Below are 18,755 nucleotides of genomic sequence, written 5' to 3'. Positions count from 1 at the left end.
ATTGTCCATATTCTATCGGTAAATTGCGTGAATTTTTTAAATTGTATTGACGTAGAGAGCGATAATTTGTACACTGTGTACATTCAATTGTTTTGTGGGGGAATACAATTAATTTAAAAAGTTAGGATTTGATAGATATGATCGTATGTAAATTTGGTGGAACATCTGTAGCAAGTGCAGAACAAATTCAAAAAGTAGCAAACATTGTAAAATCTAATCCGGCACGTAAAATCGTAGCCGTTTCTGCACCAGGGAAACGCTCCGGTGACGATATAAAGGTAACTGATTTATTAATTAATTTAGCAATGGCAGCATTAAAAAATGAAGATATTGAAGAGAAAGTGCAAACCGTTGTGAATCGTTTTAAGGCGATTGCAGATGGTTTGCAGTTAGATCATACAATTTGTGGCGTGATAGCTGAAGATTTACGTGAACGTGTGCAAGGTGATAAATCAAATGAAGAATTATTTATCGATAGCATTAAAGCAGCAGGGGAAGATAATAACGCGAAGTTAATCGCAGCGTATTTCAATTCTATCGGTATGCCGGCTCGTTACGTAAGTCCGAAAGATGGTTTAGTGGTCAATGATTTACCTGAACGCACGTTTGCTTTACCAGAGGCTTATGCAAATTTAGCACCTCTAAAAAATACAAAAGAAATTATTGTGTTCCCAGGTTTCTTCGGTTACACTAAAGCGGGCATATTGCGAACATTTGACCGCGGTGGCTCTGATATTACAGGCTCTATATTAGCAGCAGCTGTTGAGGCAGAGCTTTATGAAAACTTTACGGATGTGGATTGTGTGTTCTCCGCGAATCCGAAAGTCGTGAATGATCCAGTGGAAATTAAAGAAATTACGTATCGCGAAATGCGCGAATTATCCTATGCAGGCTTTTCGGTGTTCCATGATGAAGCGTTAATGCCTGTCTATAAGATTGGGGTGCCAGTTAACATAAAAAATACAAATAATCCATCAGCCCCAGGTACTCGTATCGTACCAAGTCGTCCTGCAACAGGTCGTCCAGTTACAGGTATCTCGGCAGACAGTGGTTTTTCAACTTTATATGTGTCAAAGTACTTGATGAATCGTGAAGTAGGCTTTGGACGTAAGCTTCTACAAATTTTAGAAGACGAAAATATTTCTTATGAACATACACCGTCTGGTTTAGACGATATTTCAGTCATTATGCGTTCAAATCAAATAACACCAGAAAATGAAGCGCGTATTCTTTCTCGTGTAAAACATGAATTACATGCAGATGATGTGCAAATGCGTCATGGTTTCTCTATGATTGTTATCGTAGGTGAAGGCATGCGTAATAATACAGGTTTAGCGGCACGCGCTGCAACGGCCATTTCAAAAACAGGTGCAAATATCGAGATGATTAATCAAGGTTCATCTGAAGTAAGTCTAGTATTCGGTGTGCTACAGGAATTTGAAAACCAAATTTTACAAGCACTTTATGAAGAATTTTTTGCACATGTGAGAGTATAAGTAAATAAAGTGAAACGATAATCAGTGGGGGTTTTTCTTTACCTCCACTGATTATTAGTCTTCACCAATCGGGATTTTACGGGCAGTTAATCGCTGACCTAAGTACTTTGCTTTCGCTACAGACAAATTACTGCCCGTTCATGCGGGATAAACACTAATCCTTGAACGGGATTAGTGTTTTCTTTTTCACTGGAATACGGTAAAATCGAGGGCGTACATAGATTGGAGGTTTTTCTTTTGAAAAAATTATCGATTGGTATGTTTCTATCAATGATTGGCATACTATTTGTTTGTTTAACGATTATGGATATTTTACCGGCCTCGACAAAAACAATGAAAATTGTCTACATCGGTATTGGCTGGGTATTTATCATTGCAGGATCCATTGTTCGTTTTAAACACTTAAAACAAAAGCAATAACGGAATATCTCGAAATTGAATTGTTATAAAACGTGAATTTGTGATACAATTTCAAAAAAATAAATAATTTGAGTATTAGGAAGTTGTAATGCTGTACAAAATTCAAAAAGTTCAAATTTGGGAACAATCATAAATTTAAGATTGAACAGTACAAATTCTTCTTTGTAAGAATTTGTTTTTTTATTTTCTGAATGGGAGGCGAGATAATGCCAGTACTACGCAAGGAAGATATTCACATTTCTGAACATTATGTTGCTTTCCGCACAGATTCACCAATGAAGGTCGTATCCTCGGCAGTACATAATCCGGGATTTGGCTATTATACACATCTAATAAATCGTTCAGTGCCGTATACGTACGATGAGCGAAAACCGCAGTTAGAATTGCAACGGTTTTTACAGTCCGAAGGCTTTCCAATTGATAAGACGGTTGCGATGATGACGGCTGTCTATGCCAGGTACGCAACAATTCGTGAGTTTACATATGAAGGCATTCATCTTGTCATTATGATTACAGCTGGGCTCGGTAATGCCGTAGATATAACGCGTGCCTTTCATCGTCAAGAGCAGTATCATGCTGGAACCATCAATACGTGGGTACTTATCAATGGGAAATTGTCAGATGAGGCTTTATTTCAGGCAATGATCTCTACGACAGAGGCAAAGGTCAAGGCTCTCATTGATGAAGGTATTACAGATCCAACAACGGGCACGCAAGCTACAGGTACTTCAACAGATAGCTTGTTAATTGCTTCGACGCAGGAAGGTGATTACCATCAATATGCTGGTCCGATTACAATGCTTGGGAAAGTCATTGGTCATGGAGTTTACGAAACGATGCGTGAGGCTGTTCAAAAATATAAAAAAGATAAAGAGGAGAATCCTTTATGATGGCATTGATGATTGCCTGTATCATTGGGCTTGCTTTTGATTTAGTAGTCGGTGATCCTCCTAAAATGCCTCATCCAGTACGCTGGATTGGAAAGCTCATTCAATCTCAAACGGAATTATGGAATAAAGGAAGAATGAGAAAGTTTCGTGGTATGATCATGGCGCTCACTGTAGTCGGCACAACGATGTTTGTTGTGATGGTCATTTTGCTACTAAGCTATAAGATTAGTCTATTATTTGGCATACTGGTAGAGGGATTACTAATTGGTATAGGATTAGCACAGCGTAGCTTAAAGGAAGCTGCGATGGCTGTGTATGAACCACTTGTTAAAGGGGATTTTGCTGAAGCTCGTGTGAAGCTATCTTGGATTGTCGGACGTGATACGGAGAAGCTTGACGAGGATGAGATTGTTCGTGGTGTTGTAGAGACGGTCTCAGAAAACACGAGTGATGGTGTAACAGCTCCATTATTTTATGCCTTTTTATTTGGCGCAATAGGGTTATGGGGCTATAAGGCAGTCAATACGTTAGATTCTATGGTTGGCTATAAAAATGAGAAATATAAAGATTTTGGTATGTTTTCTGCAAAGCTAGACGATGTATTGAATTTTATTCCTAGCCGATTAACAGGCTTACTCATGGTACTAGGGACTAAAAATGAAACAACAGTATCTCTTGGTCAGCGATTAAAACGTTGGTTACAGGATGCAAAAAAGCACCCAAGTCCGAATAGTGGTTATTTGGAGGCGGCTACAGCTGTTCAGCTTGGGGTACAGCTTGGAGGGAAAAATACATATCAGGGTGTCGTTTCTTATCGAGCAATTATGGGAGAAAAATTAGTTCCATTAACTAAAGAGCATATTGCAACGTCTATTATTCATATGCGTTTGGCTACTTTGCTCTTTACTCTTGTTATATTAGCAGTGGAGGTGTTAATTTTTGCAATTACCTAATCATGGAGCAAATCCGCAAAATGTCTATCATCAACTTGGGCTGAACATGCCCAAAGAGGTGTATGATTTTAGTGAAAATGTCAATTCGGCAGGACCACCTCAATTTGTTGAGGCACGTTGGCGCACATTTTATCCGCTCATTCAACGTTATCCAGATCCAGATGGAGAGCCATTTTTAACAAAGGTGACAGCTTTTCATCATGTACAGAAAGATTGCGTTTTACTAGGCAACGGTGCCTCAGAGCTTTTTAGTGTTCTGGCTAAACGCTATGCCAATAAACGTGTGATTATCGTACATCCCACTTTTTCAGAATATGAACGAACATTGCGGGCGGCAGGTGCTGAAATTGTGCCAATACTTGTAGAGGATATTGTCCACTACACATTGCCGATGGAGCGTCTAAAAAGAGAGATGGCGAATGCAGATGCTTTATATATTTGCACGCCGAATAATCCGACGGGGGTACTTCCAAATATGGAGGAGCTCCTACAATTAATTACTCACGGTGCACAAGTGAATTGCGAGCTTGTTATTGATGAGGCCTTTATTGACTGGATCGATGAAGCCTATTCATTGATTCAATATGTGGTAGATAATCCTCATATGATCGTCGTTCGTTCGATGACAAAAATGTATGCGATTCCAGGTTTGCGACTTGGCTATTTAGTTACGAGTCCTATCGTTGTTGCTGAGTTAAAGTCCAGTCTACCGCATTGGAATTTGAATGCCTTTGCTCTAGTTATAGGGGCAGGTTGTTTAGATGAAGAAAATTATTGTCAACAAGCGATTGCCTATGCAACAACACAGCGGGAATTGCTACAAAGCTATTTACAAGAAAATGGTTGCCAGGTGACAAATAGTGTAACCAATTATGTATGTTTTAAGTTGCCTGATAAACAGCAAGCAGATACATTTTTTACTTATTGTTTATCAAAGGGCGTCGTACTACGCCATACAAAAAACTTTATGGGCTTAAATGGTGAATGGTTCCGTATCGGGATTAAAGATATTGCGGCCATGACTTATTTAAAAAACTGTTTGCAGGCATGGTTTAACTTATTTCAGCCGAAGTCTCCCACCTCTGTAGGTGGTGAGGTGAATGCGGGTTAAAGCTACTTTTCAGCGGGTGTCCAAATATCTGTACCTTTCGCTACGCTTTCGGTACAAAAAACATCCGCTGAAATAGAGGAACTCAGGCTAAGAGCTTCACATCCTGAGAAAACGCCTGAGTGACCAACGGCGTGTTGTCGCTGATGCTACGCTTACGCGCAAAAAACATCTGTTACTGTCGCTACGTTAGCACTGCGCTTTCGCACAAAAAACATCTGTTGCTGTCGCTACGTTAGCACTACGCTTTCGCACAAAAAACATCTGTTGCTGTCGCTACGTTAGCACTACGCTTTCGCACAAAAAACATCTGCCGCTGCCGCTACGCTTACGCGCAAAAAACATCTGTTGCTGTCGCTACGTTAGCACTGCGCTTTCGCACAAAAAACATTTGCAGGCCTAAGCACAAAGCCGATTCCGGAAGTAAATATGCCGAGGCATAATTGAATATTAATTAGGGGTGAGAAAAGTGACAACTTTTTATTTAGTGAGACACGGTGAAACAATGTGGAATAAAGAACATCGTCTACAAGGATGGTTAGATTCGCCATTGTCTGAAAATGGTATTTCAAATGCGAAAAAACTGCAAAAACATTTGGGGGAAATTGCATTCGCTGCAGCATTTAGCAGTTCGAGTGGTCGTGCCAAGGAAACATTGCAGATTCTTGTCGGTGATCGACAGCTTCCCATTTACCATGCGGATGATTTACGCGAGATTTTTTTAGGGGATTGGCAAGGTAAAACGGTCGAGGACATCGTAAAGACACAACGCTTAGATTATGAATTATATACCGATTATCCTGCACAATTTACCGCAACTCATACCGAAAGCTTCGGCGCAGTAACAGAGCGAGCTATGTATATGTTGAAAGAAATTGCAGATAAATTTCCTGAGGAAAATGTATTAATTGTTTCCCATGCTGTAACAATTAAATGTGTTGTTAACGCCATTTTAGGCAGAAGCATTGATCAGCTTTGGTCAGAACCATTCATTCATGGTACAAGCGTAACGATTATTGAACGATTAGAGCATCAATTGTTCGTTAAAGATATCGGTAACATTCAACATCTACAATAGGAGGCGTAATCATTGCCACTGATTTTCATTACAGGGGGAGTACGCAGTGGTAAATCCCACTTTGCTGAACATGCGGCTGTTACTCACTTTCAAACAAAGTCCATGCATGGACAACGACTTATTTATATTGCTTCAGGCGTAGCGATGGACCGTGAGATGGAGAAGCGAATAGTGCGACATCGGGCTGACAGACAGGCGCAAACTGTTAAATGGCTAACGATAGAAGCACCTTATGAAATCGTTGAAACATTGAATAACCTGATTGATGGAGATGTCGTGTTATGGGACTGTGTCACGACATGGCTGACAAATGCTTTTTACGAAGGGTTTGAAACAGGGACTCCGTGTGTGGCACAACCAGGCTGTTTAGAGAAGAAGCTCCGTGTTGTAAAAAGGGCGGTAGAGACGTTACTTGAGAAAAGGGTGACGTTTTTTGTCGTCTCGAACGAATTGTTTGATGAGCCTCCATATACAAACGAGGAAGTTGAATTATACCGACAAATGCTCGGGAAGTTCCATCAATGGTTCGTTTCTATAGCGGATGAGGCGTATGAAATCAATTATGGAATCGTAAAGAAATGGAAATAATGAAACGCGCTTTGAAAATAAAAAGAAAGAAGGCAAGGCGATGAAAAATTTCTGGCAGAGCATACAACTTGCATTTCAATTTTTTACAGTTTTGCCGGTACATAAAGAAATTCCTTTAACCAAAGTAACCATTACGGGGATGTTCGCCTTTTTGCCGTGGATAGGTGCTCTGATGGGTACCGTAGTGGCAGCGGTGATATATGGTTTAACAGAATGGACGACGAGCAGTGAAGTCTTGCTTTCCTTTATGATTGTCGGATTATTCGCTTTGTTTACGGGTGGTTTACATTTAGACGGTTTTATTGATATGGGGGATGCTTATTTTTCATATCGGGATCGTGAGAAGCGGCTTGAAATTCTAGATGATCCACGTGTTGGCGCATTTGGAGTGCTTTCAGTCTTATTTTTAGTGCTTGGTAAACTTGTTATTTTACATGAGCTATTTGTGCAGCATAAATTAGCTCTTTGGATGCTGATTTTTATTCCATTATTAACACGAGTGGGTATGAGTTTTTATTTTATGTCGCTACAGTGCTCAAAAGAAAAAGGGCTTGCCTACTTTTTTAAAACGCATATTAAGCCAGGATTACTTATCTGCTTTATGCTTATAACATTGGTAGTGGCGTATAGTAGCTTATTGATCGTAATAGGCTTTTCGTTTGTTCCGTTCGTGTTGATGGCTGTATTAGCGATTGCCTTTTTAGTCTTTCGACAATTTACGGTGCGCAACTTTGGTGGCGTTTCTGGGGATTTACTCGGTGCATCAATTGAAGGAATGGAGGTTGTATTGTGGGTGACGTTGTTAATGTGCGCTTAATGAGACATGCACCAACAAAGGAAAATTTAGAAAAACGGTATATTGGCTGGACAGATTCTTCATTAGCCGATGTATCTTCGCTGACTGTTGTAGATAAAGATATCACGAAAGTGTATGGTAGCGATTTACTGCGCTGTAGAGAAACGGCTGCTCATTATTTTCCGAATGCAACTTACATGGCAGATAAAAGATTCCGAGAGTCGAACTTCGGAGAATTTGAAGGGCGAACATATGAGGATTTAAAATCTGATCGTCGTTATTGTGCATGGTTAGATGATCCGGTACAGTCACCGCCTCCAAAAGGGGAAGGTTTTGATGCATTTTGTGCCCGAGTCATTGAAGGATTTACAGAGTTACCAAAAGGAGAAGACGATTATCATCTTGTTGTGCATGGTGGAGTCATTCGAGCACTTCTTGTTGCATTTGCACCGACTGAGCAATCCTTTTGGACGTACCATACACCGCATGATAAAATGTTTTCTTTAACGTTTTCAAGAAAGGCTTGGGAGGAGGGGGAGAGATGCATGTCTTTATCGGAGGAGCTTATAGCGGAAAAACCGACTATGTCATGAATTTACTTGCAGATCAAAAAGTTGAGCTAGTAGATGGCTATGTACCTGATGATACTCCTGCCAGTGATGTACTGGTTATTAAAAACCTAGAGAAGTGGCTCGTGACACAAGAACTAGAGGATGATGAGGTCATTGTCAGAACCATTTTGACAAGACTAAAGACTCTTGAAGAAAATTGTGCACTCTATATAATTGTGACCGATATGGGACGAGGGGTTGTGCCGATGGAAAAACAGGCACGATTATTGCGTGATACATGTGGGCGTTTGTACCAGGCTTTATTTGCAGAAGCCGAACGTGTTGTACGCATTTGGTATGGTGTCGGGGAACAGATCAAATGATATAGTTTTAAAAAATTTTTATTAGGCTTTTCGTTTTGTGGATAAGATTTCCAAGGACGTATGCTTTGTAAATAAGTTGATTGGAGTGGAGGATGGGCGACTCCCTGGGGATTAGCGCTAGAGGAACGAAGGCTAAGAGCATCACGTCTGTGATAACGCCTTCATGACCTACATCAGTGCTGTTGCTGTCGCTGCGCTTTCGCACAAACAAAACCCTCTGCTGCCGCTTCGTTAGCACTACGCTTTCGCGCAAAAAACATCTGTAGGCCCGAGACCCTGGAGCGCAGCGGATGTTTTCTGTGCGAAAGCGAAGCGACAGCAACAAAGCGCCCAGCCGGAACGGAAATCAACCTCACGCTATGATGAACAATGTTAAAAAGAAAAGAGGGAATGGAATGGATCGACAAAGATTAATGAAGTTGACACTCGTTGCCATGGTAGCGGCAATTTGTGCAGTTGGGGCAGTTATTAAAATTCCAACACCATTTATTACAACTGCTGCGCTGGACGCTGCTCCTGCATTTTTGAGCGTTGTATTTTTATCTCCAGTATTGGCTGGGGTTGCAGGGGCAATTGGGCATTTTATTACGGCCTTAACCTCTGGCTTCCCACTTGGACCACTCCATATTATTATCGCAGTAGAGATGTTTATCGTTGTATGGATCTTCGGAGTGATGCATAAAAAAGGAATGCATTTCTGGAAATGGCCTGTGGCACTGATTTTAAATGGCGTTGTGGCACCATTACCGTTTTACTTTATCATTAGTCCGGCATTTTATTGGGCATCTCTTACTAGTCTTCCGTTGGCAACACTAATTAATTTAGTCATCGTTGCAGTTGTAATGCCAATTTTATCTAAAGTATTTGTGCGTAAGGCAGGGCGATTACATTGAGAAATGCCATAAAAGTAGGTGAGCTGATTGCTACGACAGATAATGCCGCAGCCATTGGTGAAAAACCACAAGATGTTGTGTCTGCCTCAGATCAACTCACGGCATACTTGACAGCACGTGTTACTTTTTTAGAGCAGCTTGCCGCAAATGCTTTACCTACACATGTCCTACTCGCTAATTTTTCAGGGGATGCGGCATGGTCTCGTTATGTGGCAGGTATTCAGCAAGTTTTTGATGAAGCTGGTCTTATTTGTCCACAAATAGACGGTAGCACTGAGTCCAATATGCCGACTGTACAATCTGGTTTGTCCATAACGATGCTTGGTGAACAGCAGCAACGTACACCATATAAGCATGAACATCTTATTTGGTATACATATGGACTGCCGCTTGTTGGCAATGAAGTCCTTGCACAGCCTGAGGATGTTGCCCAGCTACAGCCTATTTTTCAGGCATGGAAAGAGGAAATTGTACAGCAAGTTTGGCCAGTTGGATCAAAAGGTTTGCAAGCAGAATTTACCCGTCTTTTTGGTAATCAACAGGTCAAAAGTTCGTTAAATGTTGAGAAAACGGCTGGTCCATGTGCAGTCATTTTACTCGGAATACATCCAGAAAAAGAGCAGCTGGCACAAAAAATCTTTCTTAGAAATTTTGAGAAACTACGTAAAACTGCATTGTAATTGGGCTTGCTTCGAGAAAAAGTAGTGCGTAAAAAAAATCAAGGGGCAAAACACCTATTGCAACAATAAACACAATATGTTAGATTTGTTTAGAAATTAAAACACAATATATAGTATTTTGGACGAGCGGTACCAATGTGGTTTAAAAGGGAATTCGGAAAAAGAGTCATCTTATGCCGAAGCTGTCCCCGCAACTGTAAGTGCTGACAAATGATGAAGAGGCCACTGTTAACAATGGGAAGGCGATCATTTGGAGGAAGCATGAGCCAGGAGACCTGCCGATTGTTCAAGACAGCGACACATTCTTCGGGGATTGAGAAGTGGAGGCGAGAGATTTGTTCACTTCTTTGTGTGCATGTCCTTCATTTCCATTTCCGATTTTACAGCGATCACGCAACCGATAGAGGACGCGTGATCGCTTTTTGTGTTGTCTGGAGAAAGAAAGGGAGAGTATGTGTATATGACAATTCAAATCGAACAGCAAATTGCTAAGCTAAAGAAAAGTTACACGGAGGATGAACTTGAAAGTTTTGTAAGGTTATCGGATCGATGGCTACGAAAAAATGACGATGCCACATTTGAGGCATGGGCGGATGCGATGATTTTACAAACGCTTAGCCTAATTGATGAAGAGGAGCCATATTGGACATTTGTTGCAGCGCAAATTTATTTAGAAAAATTATATGACCAGTTTGCAATGCGTCGCGGTGTTTCAGTAAAAGATGTATATCAGGTTTTCCCAGCACAATTAGCACGCTATACAGAGGCTGGTTTGTATCATGAAAGTTTAACAACAAAATATAGTGAGCAGGAGCTTCAGGAACTTGCTACATATTTAGAACAAAGTCGAGATGAGTTATTTACATATATTGGCTTAAAAACATTAATGGATCGCTATGTTGTCCGTGATTATACGAAAACTCCTGTAGAGTTACCACAGGAACGTTGGATGGTCATTGCGATGACATTGATGCAGGATGAAACAGAAAATCGTTTACAAAAGGTGCGAGAGTCTTATTGGGCGATGAGTAATTTATATATGACTGTAGCCACTCCGACATTATCGAATGCAGGGAAAACGCATGGCCAGTTATCTAGCTGCTTTATCGATACAGTAGATGATAGTTTACAAAGTATTTATGACACAAATACAGATGTTGCAACATTATCGAAATACGGTGGGGGCATTGGCGTTTATATGGGCAAAATTCGTAGCCGAGGCTCATCTATTAAAGGTTTTAAAGGTGCATCAAGTGGCGTATTGCCTTGGATTAAACAGCTTAATAATACGGCAGTTTCAGTCGACCAGCTTGGTCAACGCCAAGGAGCTATTGCGGTCTATTTAGATGTTTGGCATAAGGACGTCTTTACGTTTTTAGATTTACGTTTAAACAATGGGGATGAGCGTTTGCGTGCCCATGATATTTTCACAGGATTATGCTTACCGGATTTATTTATGGAGACAGTTGAGGCACGTGGGGAATGGCATTTATTTGACCCACATGAAGTACGAGAGGTCATGGGCTTCTCATTAGAAGATTTCTATGATGAGAAAAAAGGTGACGGCTCCTTCCGTACAAAATATGCAGAATGTATCGCCAATCCTTTATTAAGCCGTGAAGTCGTACCAGCGATCGATATTATGAAGCGTATTATGCGCTCACAGCTTGAAACAGGCGTGCCGTTTATGTTCTATCGAGATGAAGTCAATCGCATGAACCCGAATAAGCATGAGGGGATGGTTTACAGCTCGAACCTGTGCACAGAAATTTTTCAAAATATGTCACCCACTGAATTCGAATCTATTACCCTTGAAGATGATGTTATCGTAACACGTCGTAAGCCTGGAGATTTCGTTGTATGTAACTTATCATCTATTAATTTAGGCAGAGCTGTACCGGCTGGTGTTCTAGAACGATTGATCCCGGTGCAAGTACGTATGCTAGATAACGTTATTGCTCTAAATACAATTCCAGTAAAACAAGCAGAACGTACGAACTTACGCTACCGCGGTATCGGGCTTGGAACATTTGGCTGGCACCACCTATTAGCTTTGAATGAAATTCAATGGGAGTCTGAGGAAGCTGTAGAATTTGCGGACAAGCTATATGAGGAAATTGCCTATTTAACGATTCGTGCTTCTAACGATTTGGCAAGTGAAAAAGGTGCTTACCCATTATTTGAAGGCTCAGATTGGCATACTGGTGCGTATTTTGACAAACGTGGCTATGACAGTGATAAATGGAATGCGTTACGCGCAGCAGTTGCTGATAACGGTATGCGTAACGGCTATGTTATGGCAGTTGCCCCTAACTCATCAACATCTATTTTAGCGGGTAGTACGGCAACGATTGATCCAATCTTCCAAAAGAGTTATTCAGAGGAGAAAAAGGATTACAAAATTCCAGTAACCGTACCAGATCTATCACCGACGACGACTTGGTATTATAAATCAGCTTATTTCATCGATCAAAATTGGACAATCAAGCAAAATGCTGCACGAGCTCGTCATATTGACCAAGGCATTTCACTTAATTTATATGTTCAAAATACGATTAAGGCAAAGGATTTACTAGCACTACATATGAACGCTTGGGCGAGTGGTGTGAAAACGACTTATTATGTACGCTCAACGTCTGTAGAATTGCTAGAATGTGAGTCTTGTGCAAGCTAGGAGGAAGTAACGATGACAACGATTACGAAACGACAAATTATGGATAAAGAAGCGCCGAACCGTTCAACAGGGATTGTGAACGGACGCTCTTCTAACATTTTAAACTGGGATGATGTGCGTTTTAGCTGGGCTTATCCAAAGTATAAAAAAATGCTTGGTAACTTCTGGACACCATTTGAAATTAATATGAGCAATGATGTCAAGCAGTTTCCTGAGCTATCAGCAGTTGAACAGGAATCATTTTTGAAAATAATTGGTTTACTAGCACTTTTAGATAGTGTACAAACAGATTTTGCTGGTAAAGTAGCAGATTATTTAACAGATTCAAGCTTAAATGCATTAATGATTATTTTAGCGCAGCAAGAGGTTATCCATAATCACTCTTATTCCTATGTGCTATCAAGTATTGTAAACAAAAATGAGCAGGATCGTACGTTTGACTTTTGGCGTACGGAGCCTGTGTTAGAGCGACGCAATGATTTCGTTATTAAAGGCTACCATGCATTTTCGGAAGAGCCATCTGTTGAAAATATGCTAGAAGCGATTATCTATGATGTGATTTTAGAAGGTTTATTCTTTTATTCTGGCTTTGCGTTCTTCTATCATTTAGCACGCAATCAAAAAATGGTGGCCTCGTCAACGATGATTAATTATATTAATCGCGATGAGCAGCTTCATGTCGATTTATTCATCAAAATTTATCAAGAGCTATTAGCGGAATATCCTGAATACGATACACCTGAACGAGCAGCACGTGTACAGGAAATATTCCGTGAGGCCGTACAGCTAGAGGTAGATTGGGCCAATGAAGTGATTGGCGATAAAATTGATGGCCTCGATGTGGAAGATGTCCATGATTATGTGCACTTCTATGCCAATGTTCGTTGTAATCAGCTTGGCGTTGAGCGTCCATTTGAGGGCTATCGCAAAAATCCATTGAAGTGGGTTAAAGCTTACGAGGATGTGGACTTAGGAAAAACGGACTTCTTCGAGCAACGTTCGCGTCAATATGTGAAGGTTAATGTAGAAGATAACGGGTTTGATGATTTGTAATGCTAAATACACCTCAATGTTGAAATAACATTGAGGTGTATTTTTTTGAGAGTGCTCAGGGTAGGGGAAACGCTTAGGTAAAAGAAAGAGCTGCTCGGGCTAAACTGCAATAAACAGTAGGCGTAGATTTATATTATCGTACTAAACTATTTCTCACTAAAAATCGATCATTAAATGTGATCGGTACGCCTTTCCCGTTCTTTTCGGCGTGAATATGTAAATGTGGTTCGCTTGTATTTCCCGAGTTTCCTACTTTCCCAAGTATTTGGCCCGTTGTTACTTTTTCTCCTTTTTCCACCACTATGCTGCCTTTTTGCATATGGGCTAATAAAACGGTAGCATCATAGTTCTCACATAATAAGGCGACCTGATTGCCCTCAGGGTTTTCCGGATCAGATTTAGGAGGAGGGAGATCAGGTAAACCATTTTGTATGTTGACTACTTTTCCGTTACATGGACTATACAAATCCTCTGTGAATATTTGATACTTATCCAATTCTTCTGGATATAGTCCACTTGCGCGGGTTCCAAGCGTATTTAATTTTAAAATGTCTAACGCATATTTTTGGCCTGGATGGCCTTGATGATAGTTCATTAATACCTGATTGCCACCCTGTCCGACATAATAGGTGCCATTCTTAAGTGGGAAAGATAACTCAATTCCTTTTTCGGCTACTGTATAGCTTTTTACAATCAAAGCATTATAAGTACCAAAAAACAAAATAAGGACAATAGATATACCAATTGAAAACTTTTGATTTAGTGTATATTTTATTGTAAACGGTAAATTCCTTACCCTTTTCCAAGAAAAAATGAAAGTGACAATCAAGAGAATCAACCAAAGAAAGCGAACATAATATCCGACCCAACCCCAGTTTCCTGCTTGAAATAACCAAACGATTAGTGCTGTAGTCACCAATGAGTCCAACAACCATTCGAGTTTACTTTTAAAAGCAGCTTTCCATAGCGAAATAATAAAGCTGGCAGGCAATATGATTAGCAAACCAATGGAAAAAAAGATGGGAAACACTATTTCTCAACCCCCTTTTGATGTTCTGTATGAGTTATAACATTTTTGGTAATATTTACTTCACCCTGATTTTCATTCTAACATAGTGATAATAGTAAAAGAACCTTTGCCACTGATCTTCCTTATAAGATAATCGAAAGCTGATAGCCTGAACAATTGCTACAGTAACTATAACCTACATAATATATCACTCGTGTCCCAAATATTACGAGACACGAAATTTAATAGCCATTTGAGAATGTTTTTCAGTTATAATTAGAGCAGATGTGATTTAACTTCTTTCAGCGAAGTACCTAACCTCTACTGGTGGGGGGGAATGCAGTTTTAAGTCACTTTTCAGCGGGGTGTCCAAACATCCGCTGAAAGAAGTTAAAGCCTCCAGCGGATGTCACAGAATCGGAAAGGAGTTCTTAGGGGATGTTAGCCTAAAACCATCGCATCCATGCGATAACGGCTAACTGACCTGCATCGGTAATAACGCCACGTCCTGTGGCATTACCGAAATGACCGACATCGTGTCGGCCCTCGTGCAGGCCTAAGCACAAAGCCGATTCCAGACGCAATTATACCAAGGCATAATTGATAAGAAACGGAGACGAAAGAATGCAGGCAATTAAACAGTTAGGAGGGTATTTAGGGCCCTATAAATTTTTTACCTTGATTGCACCGCTTCTTATGGTGCTTGAGGTGACGATGGATTTGCTTCAGCCGACCATAATGCAGCATATGATTGATACGGGCATTGCCAATGGCGACAATCCATATGTACTGAAAATGTTCGTGTTGATGCTGATAAGTGCTATGCTCGGACTTGTTGGCGGAGTTGGTTGTTCTTATTATAGTTCGAAGGCAGCCATCCATTTTGCCTCTGATGTACGTCAGTCACTTTATAAGAAAATGATGACGTATTCGGCAAAGGAACGGGAGGCTTTTACGACAGGGAAGCTCATTACGATTTTAACAAGTGATGTGGAAAGTATTCAGCGCGCCTTTATGATGACGCTACGTATTTTTGTGCGTGGGCCTCTCTTATTTATTGGAGCGGTCATTATTGTTTTTGTGACAGCGCGTGAGCTATTTTCCATACTGCTTATGATCGTCCCAATTTTAATAATAGCGATGTACTTTTTCACCAAGTATTCAGGTGTCCTGTATCGCAAGGTTCAAAAGGCAATTGATGGAGTGAACACGAAGCTTCAGGAGAATTTAGCGGGGATTCGTGTCGTGAAGGCGTTCCGTCGTGAAACACAACAAACTGAACAATTTAGTGAACTCAATAATACGCTCACGAAACGTTTTATTACAGCCGAACAAATTGTTGGTGTTCTAGTGCCATTTACGATGTTTGTTGTGAATATCGGAATCGTAGCTGGACTTTGGCTAGGTGCTATTAAAGTGGAAGCAGGGACTTTGCAAGTAGGGGTTATTCTCGCTTTTATCAACTATTTAACGATCATTTTAAATGGACTTATGTCATCAAGCATGGTGCTCATGCATATAGCCCGTGCGATCCCTTCAGGTGAGCGTATCGTGGATGTCTTAAACAGAGAGGTAACGGTTAAGGAAACTGAAAATGCGCTTACTACACCCATTCAAGGGGCTTTGGACTTTCAAAATGTAAGCTACCGTTATTATGAAACAGCTGAGGATGTCTTGAAAAATATTTCATTTTCGGTGAAAGCAGGGCAAACGGTAGGTCTAATCGGTAAAACAGGAAGCGGAAAATCAACGCTAGTCAAGCTTTTACCCCGTTTATTTGATCCAACGAGTGGCGAAATACGCTTAGATGGAAAGCCACTTAAGGAATATGCATTACCAACTTTACGAAAACATATCGGCTTTACTTCTCAAAAAGCACTACTGTTCTCAGGTGCCATTGAAAACAATATCCGTCTTGGGAAGGAAGATGCAACTTCAGAAGAATTACAGCAAGCTCTTGATGCAGCATGTGCCACAGAATTTGTTGCGCGACTTGATAAAGGCTTAGCGCATGAACTTTCACAGGGGGCAACAAATCTCTCTGGCGGTCAAAAGCAGCGACTAGCATTAACGCGCGCACTCGTAAGACAGCCAGCTATTTTAGTGCTGGATGATACAACATCTGCTCTTGATAGCGCCTCTGAAAAACATGTCCAGCAAGCCATTAGCGATCAATATAAAAACACAACAACGTTTATCGTAGCGTCTAAAATTGCCTCTATTCAACAGGCAGACCTCATTTTAGTATTAGAGGACGGTGAGATTGTTGGTCAAGGTACGCATCAACAATTATTACAGAATAATAATTTCTACCAAGCAATTTACGCTTCACAGCAAAAGGCTGGTGAACAATAATGAGTCAAAATCAACCAAAGCAAATGAGTTTTGGACGTGGACCACGTATGGCAGGACCAGCTGAAAAGGCTAAAAATTCAAAAGCAACGATCAATCGCGTGTGGCAATATGTGAAGCAACAAAAAACAGGGCTTTATTGCTCTATATTTTTTGTTGTGGCCTCTACATTTTTAAGCTTAGCAGGACCGTACTTAATCGGACATATCGTTGACGAATACATTATGAAAAAGGACATTGCTGGAACCATTCGTCTCGGTATTGTACTAGCAGTTATTTTTACAGTAGCGTCTATTTTTACATGGTTACAAACATATGTCATGATTCATGTGGCCATGAAAACCATTCGAACACTGCGTCTTGAACTATTTGAGAAGCTGCAAACGTTAACACTGAGATTTTTTGATCAGCGAGCACTTGGTGATTTAATGAGCCGTGTAACTAATGATATTGATAATTTAAATACGGCACTTGCACAAAGTGTAACACAAATCGTATCGTCACTTTTAACAGTCATTGGTGTTAGTATTGCCATGTTCTCTTTAAGCTGGCAGCTCGCAATTGTGACACTTATCATTATTCCACTAATTGTTTTTACGACGAAGCAAATTGTGAAACGTAGTAGTAAAAACTATGCGACGCGTCAACGTGATTTAGGAAAGCTTAACGGTTATATTGAGGAGATGATTACGGGAGCGGAGGTTGTGACGCTTTTTGGGAAAGAGCAACAGACCATCGATATGTTCCATCAACAAAATGAAAATCTCCGTAACTCGGCACAGCGCGCAGAAATTACTTCAGGTCTACTAGGTCCAATTAATAACTTTATGAATAACTTAGGCTTAGCTGTTGTCATTGGCACAGGAGCGTTTTTATCGGTAAAAGGTATTGTTTCTGTTGGGGTAATCGCTGCGTTTGTCACATATACACGACAATTTTTCCGTCCGTTAAATCAGCTATCCAATCTTTTAAATACATTCCAGTCGGCAATTGCTGGGGCAGAACGAGTCTTTGAAATTTTAGATGAACCCTCAGAAGTAGCTGATAAAAAGCATGCCATTGATTGTCAAAGTTTAAAAGGGGATGTGGCATTTCAACATGTGTCCTTTAGCTATGTGCCAGAGAAGCCAGTACTGAAAAATATTAGCTTTCATGCCAAGGCGGGTGAAACTATTGCACTTGTAGGGCCGACGGGATCAGGGAAAACGACCATTATCAATTTGTTAACTCGTTTTTATGATGTGGATGCAGGTGAAATATTAATTGACGGTCATAACATCGAGGATTATAAAATGGCAACAATTCGTCAAAGAGTAGGTGTCGTATTACAGGATACATATTTATTCTCTGGGACGATCCGTGAAAATATTCGTTTTGGTAAACTTGACGCTACGGATGCAGAAGTGGAGGAAGCGGCGAAAATAGCCAATGCCCATAATTTTATAAAATATTTACCAGCACAGTATGATACACCTGTACAGGCAGGCGGGGCAAACCTTAGTCAAGGTCAACGACAATTACTTGCTATTGCCCGGGAAATTTTAGAAAATTCCGATATTTTAATTTTGGATGAAGCTACGTCTAGTGTGGATACGCAAACAGAGGTTGATATTCAAAAAGGCCTACAGCATTTGATGCAGGGACGCACAAGCTTTGTCATTGCACACCGCTTAAAAACAATCGAAAATGCCGACCAAATTCTTGTTATTCAACAGGGGGAAATTGTTGAGCAGGGTAATCACCAAGAGCTCATGCAAAAACAAGGAATTTATAGTCATCTACAGCAAAAACTTTTGCTAGAGCAAGTGGAGTAAGATATAGAAGGCGGTCT

General features: G+C 40.5%; 17 protein-coding genes and 1 riboswitch. Of the genes, 16 read left to right on the top strand and 1 reads right to left on the bottom strand.

The features are described from left to right. Positions 1 to 137: 137 nt before the first annotated feature. From ACB089_RS14260 to ACB089_RS14195, 14 genes are all read left to right on the top strand, one after another. Positions 138 to 1,496, top strand: a complete 1,359-nt coding sequence (locus ACB089_RS14260; RefSeq protein WP_374966995.1) for an aspartate kinase — start codon at positions 138 to 140, stop codon at positions 1,494 to 1,496. Between the two features lie 237 nt (positions 1,497 to 1,733). Further along, positions 1,734 to 1,916 carry a hypothetical protein gene (locus tag ACB089_RS14255; protein WP_368637677.1) on the top strand — a complete coding sequence of 61 codons (183 nt, stop codon included), beginning with the start codon at positions 1,734 to 1,736 and terminating at the stop codon, positions 1,914 to 1,916. 206 nt (positions 1,917 to 2,122) lie between these two features. Next, positions 2,123 to 2,806 (top strand): adenosylcobinamide amidohydrolase, encoded by a 684-nt coding sequence (locus tag ACB089_RS14250; RefSeq protein WP_374966994.1) that lies wholly within the window; start codon positions 2,123 to 2,125, stop codon positions 2,804 to 2,806. After that, positions 2,803 to 3,759, top strand: coding sequence for an adenosylcobinamide-phosphate synthase CbiB (gene cbiB, locus ACB089_RS14245; RefSeq protein WP_374966993.1), 957 nt, complete (start codon positions 2,803 to 2,805; stop codon positions 3,757 to 3,759). Before ACB089_RS14250 ends, cbiB begins: the two co-directional genes overlap by 4 nt. After that, on the top strand, positions 3,746 to 4,870 hold the full coding sequence (locus tag ACB089_RS14240; protein WP_374966992.1) for a pyridoxal phosphate-dependent aminotransferase: 1,125 nt from the start codon (positions 3,746 to 3,748) through the stop codon (positions 4,868 to 4,870). The genes cbiB and ACB089_RS14240 overlap by 14 nt, the downstream gene beginning before the upstream one ends. 466 nt (positions 4,871 to 5,336) lie before the next feature. Next, positions 5,337 to 5,945: a histidine phosphatase family protein gene (locus tag ACB089_RS14235; RefSeq protein ID WP_374966991.1), complete on the top strand. Its 609-nt coding sequence runs from the start codon at positions 5,337 to 5,339 to the stop codon at positions 5,943 to 5,945. Positions 5,946 to 5,957: 12 nt separating this feature from the next. After that, complete coding sequence (locus ACB089_RS14230; RefSeq protein WP_374966990.1) at positions 5,958 to 6,533, top strand: bifunctional adenosylcobinamide kinase/adenosylcobinamide-phosphate guanylyltransferase; 576 nt, start codon at positions 5,958 to 5,960, stop codon at positions 6,531 to 6,533. Positions 6,534 to 6,573: 40 nt separating this feature from the next. Further along, positions 6,574 to 7,350: an adenosylcobinamide-GDP ribazoletransferase gene (gene cobS, locus ACB089_RS14225; protein WP_374966989.1), complete on the top strand. Its 777-nt coding sequence runs from the start codon at positions 6,574 to 6,576 to the stop codon at positions 7,348 to 7,350. Then, positions 7,323 to 7,922, top strand: a complete 600-nt coding sequence (locus tag ACB089_RS14220; protein WP_374966988.1) for a histidine phosphatase family protein — start codon at positions 7,323 to 7,325, stop codon at positions 7,920 to 7,922. Before cobS ends, ACB089_RS14220 begins: the two co-directional genes overlap by 28 nt. Continuing rightward, complete coding sequence (locus ACB089_RS14215; RefSeq protein WP_374966987.1) at positions 7,871 to 8,263, top strand: bifunctional adenosylcobinamide kinase/adenosylcobinamide-phosphate guanylyltransferase; 393 nt, start codon at positions 7,871 to 7,873, stop codon at positions 8,261 to 8,263. Before ACB089_RS14220 ends, ACB089_RS14215 begins: the two co-directional genes overlap by 52 nt. Before the next feature lie 395 nt (positions 8,264 to 8,658). Beyond that, positions 8,659 to 9,156 (top strand): ECF transporter S component, encoded by a 498-nt coding sequence (locus tag ACB089_RS14210; RefSeq protein ID WP_368637686.1) that lies wholly within the window; start codon positions 8,659 to 8,661, stop codon positions 9,154 to 9,156. Then, the gene (locus ACB089_RS14205) at positions 9,153 to 9,836 is read left to right on the top strand and encodes a hypothetical protein (protein WP_374966986.1); all 684 of its coding nucleotides are present in this window, start codon (positions 9,153 to 9,155) and stop codon (positions 9,834 to 9,836) included. Before ACB089_RS14210 ends, ACB089_RS14205 begins: the two co-directional genes overlap by 4 nt. A 110-nt stretch (positions 9,837 to 9,946) precedes the next feature. After that, positions 9,947 to 10,134, top strand: a riboswitch (cobalamin riboswitch). Positions 10,135 to 10,296: 162 nt separating this feature from the next. Continuing rightward, positions 10,297 to 12,510 carry a ribonucleoside-diphosphate reductase subunit alpha gene (locus tag ACB089_RS14200; protein ID WP_374966985.1) on the top strand — a complete coding sequence of 738 codons (2,214 nt, stop codon included), beginning with the start codon at positions 10,297 to 10,299 and terminating at the stop codon, positions 12,508 to 12,510. A 12-nt stretch (positions 12,511 to 12,522) separates the two neighbouring features. Then, on the top strand, positions 12,523 to 13,563 hold the full coding sequence (locus ACB089_RS14195; protein WP_374966984.1) for a ribonucleotide-diphosphate reductase subunit beta: 1,041 nt from the start codon (positions 12,523 to 12,525) through the stop codon (positions 13,561 to 13,563). Positions 13,564 to 13,696: 133 nt separating this feature from the next. On the opposite strand, the gene ACB089_RS14190 is transcribed toward ACB089_RS14195, so the two are convergent. After that, positions 13,697 to 14,593: a M23 family metallopeptidase gene (locus ACB089_RS14190; protein WP_374966983.1), complete on the bottom strand. Its 897-nt coding sequence runs from the start codon at positions 14,591 to 14,593 to the stop codon at positions 13,697 to 13,699. 603 nt (positions 14,594 to 15,196) lie between these two features. Here ACB089_RS14190 and ACB089_RS14185 point away from each other — a divergent pair. Further along, complete coding sequence (locus ACB089_RS14185; RefSeq protein WP_374966982.1) at positions 15,197 to 16,927, top strand: ABC transporter ATP-binding protein; 1,731 nt, start codon at positions 15,197 to 15,199, stop codon at positions 16,925 to 16,927. Continuing rightward, positions 16,927 to 18,738, top strand: coding sequence for an ABC transporter ATP-binding protein (locus ACB089_RS14180; RefSeq protein ID WP_374966981.1), 1,812 nt, complete (start codon positions 16,927 to 16,929; stop codon positions 18,736 to 18,738). Before ACB089_RS14185 ends, ACB089_RS14180 begins: the two co-directional genes overlap by 1 nt. The last annotated feature ends 17 nt before the right edge of the window (positions 18,739 to 18,755 follow it).

The organism is Lysinibacillus sp. RS10, from assembly GCF_041956855.1.
GTDB lineage: Bacteria > Bacillota > Bacilli > Bacillales_A > Planococcaceae > Lysinibacillus > Lysinibacillus xylanilyticus_A.
This window is presented reverse-complemented; position numbering and strand designations above follow the sequence as displayed.

Excerpts from the sequence above, each read along its gene's own strand:
- ACB089_RS14185 (WP_374966982.1), top strand. The coding sequence starts at position 15,197 with ATGCAGGCAATTAAACAGTTAGGAGGGTATTTAGGGCCCTATAAATTT.
- cbiB (WP_374966993.1), top strand. The coding sequence starts at position 2,803 with ATGATGGCATTGATGATTGCCTGTATCATTGGGCTTGCTTTTGATTTA.
- cobS (WP_374966989.1), top strand. The coding sequence starts at position 6,574 with ATGAAAAATTTCTGGCAGAGCATACAACTTGCATTTCAATTTTTTACA.
- ACB089_RS14250 (WP_374966994.1), top strand. The coding sequence starts at position 2,123 with ATGCCAGTACTACGCAAGGAAGATATTCACATTTCTGAACATTATGTT.
- ACB089_RS14180 (WP_374966981.1), top strand. The coding sequence starts at position 16,927 with ATGAGTCAAAATCAACCAAAGCAAATGAGTTTTGGACGTGGACCACGT.
- ACB089_RS14260 (WP_374966995.1), top strand. The coding sequence starts at position 138 with ATGATCGTATGTAAATTTGGTGGAACATCTGTAGCAAGTGCAGAACAA.
- ACB089_RS14210 (WP_368637686.1), top strand. The coding sequence starts at position 8,659 with ATGGATCGACAAAGATTAATGAAGTTGACACTCGTTGCCATGGTAGCG.
- ACB089_RS14200 (WP_374966985.1), top strand. The coding sequence starts at position 10,297 with ATGACAATTCAAATCGAACAGCAAATTGCTAAGCTAAAGAAAAGTTAC.
- ACB089_RS14215 (WP_374966987.1), top strand. The coding sequence starts at position 7,871 with ATGCATGTCTTTATCGGAGGAGCTTATAGCGGAAAAACCGACTATGTC.
- ACB089_RS14195 (WP_374966984.1), top strand. The coding sequence starts at position 12,523 with ATGACAACGATTACGAAACGACAAATTATGGATAAAGAAGCGCCGAAC.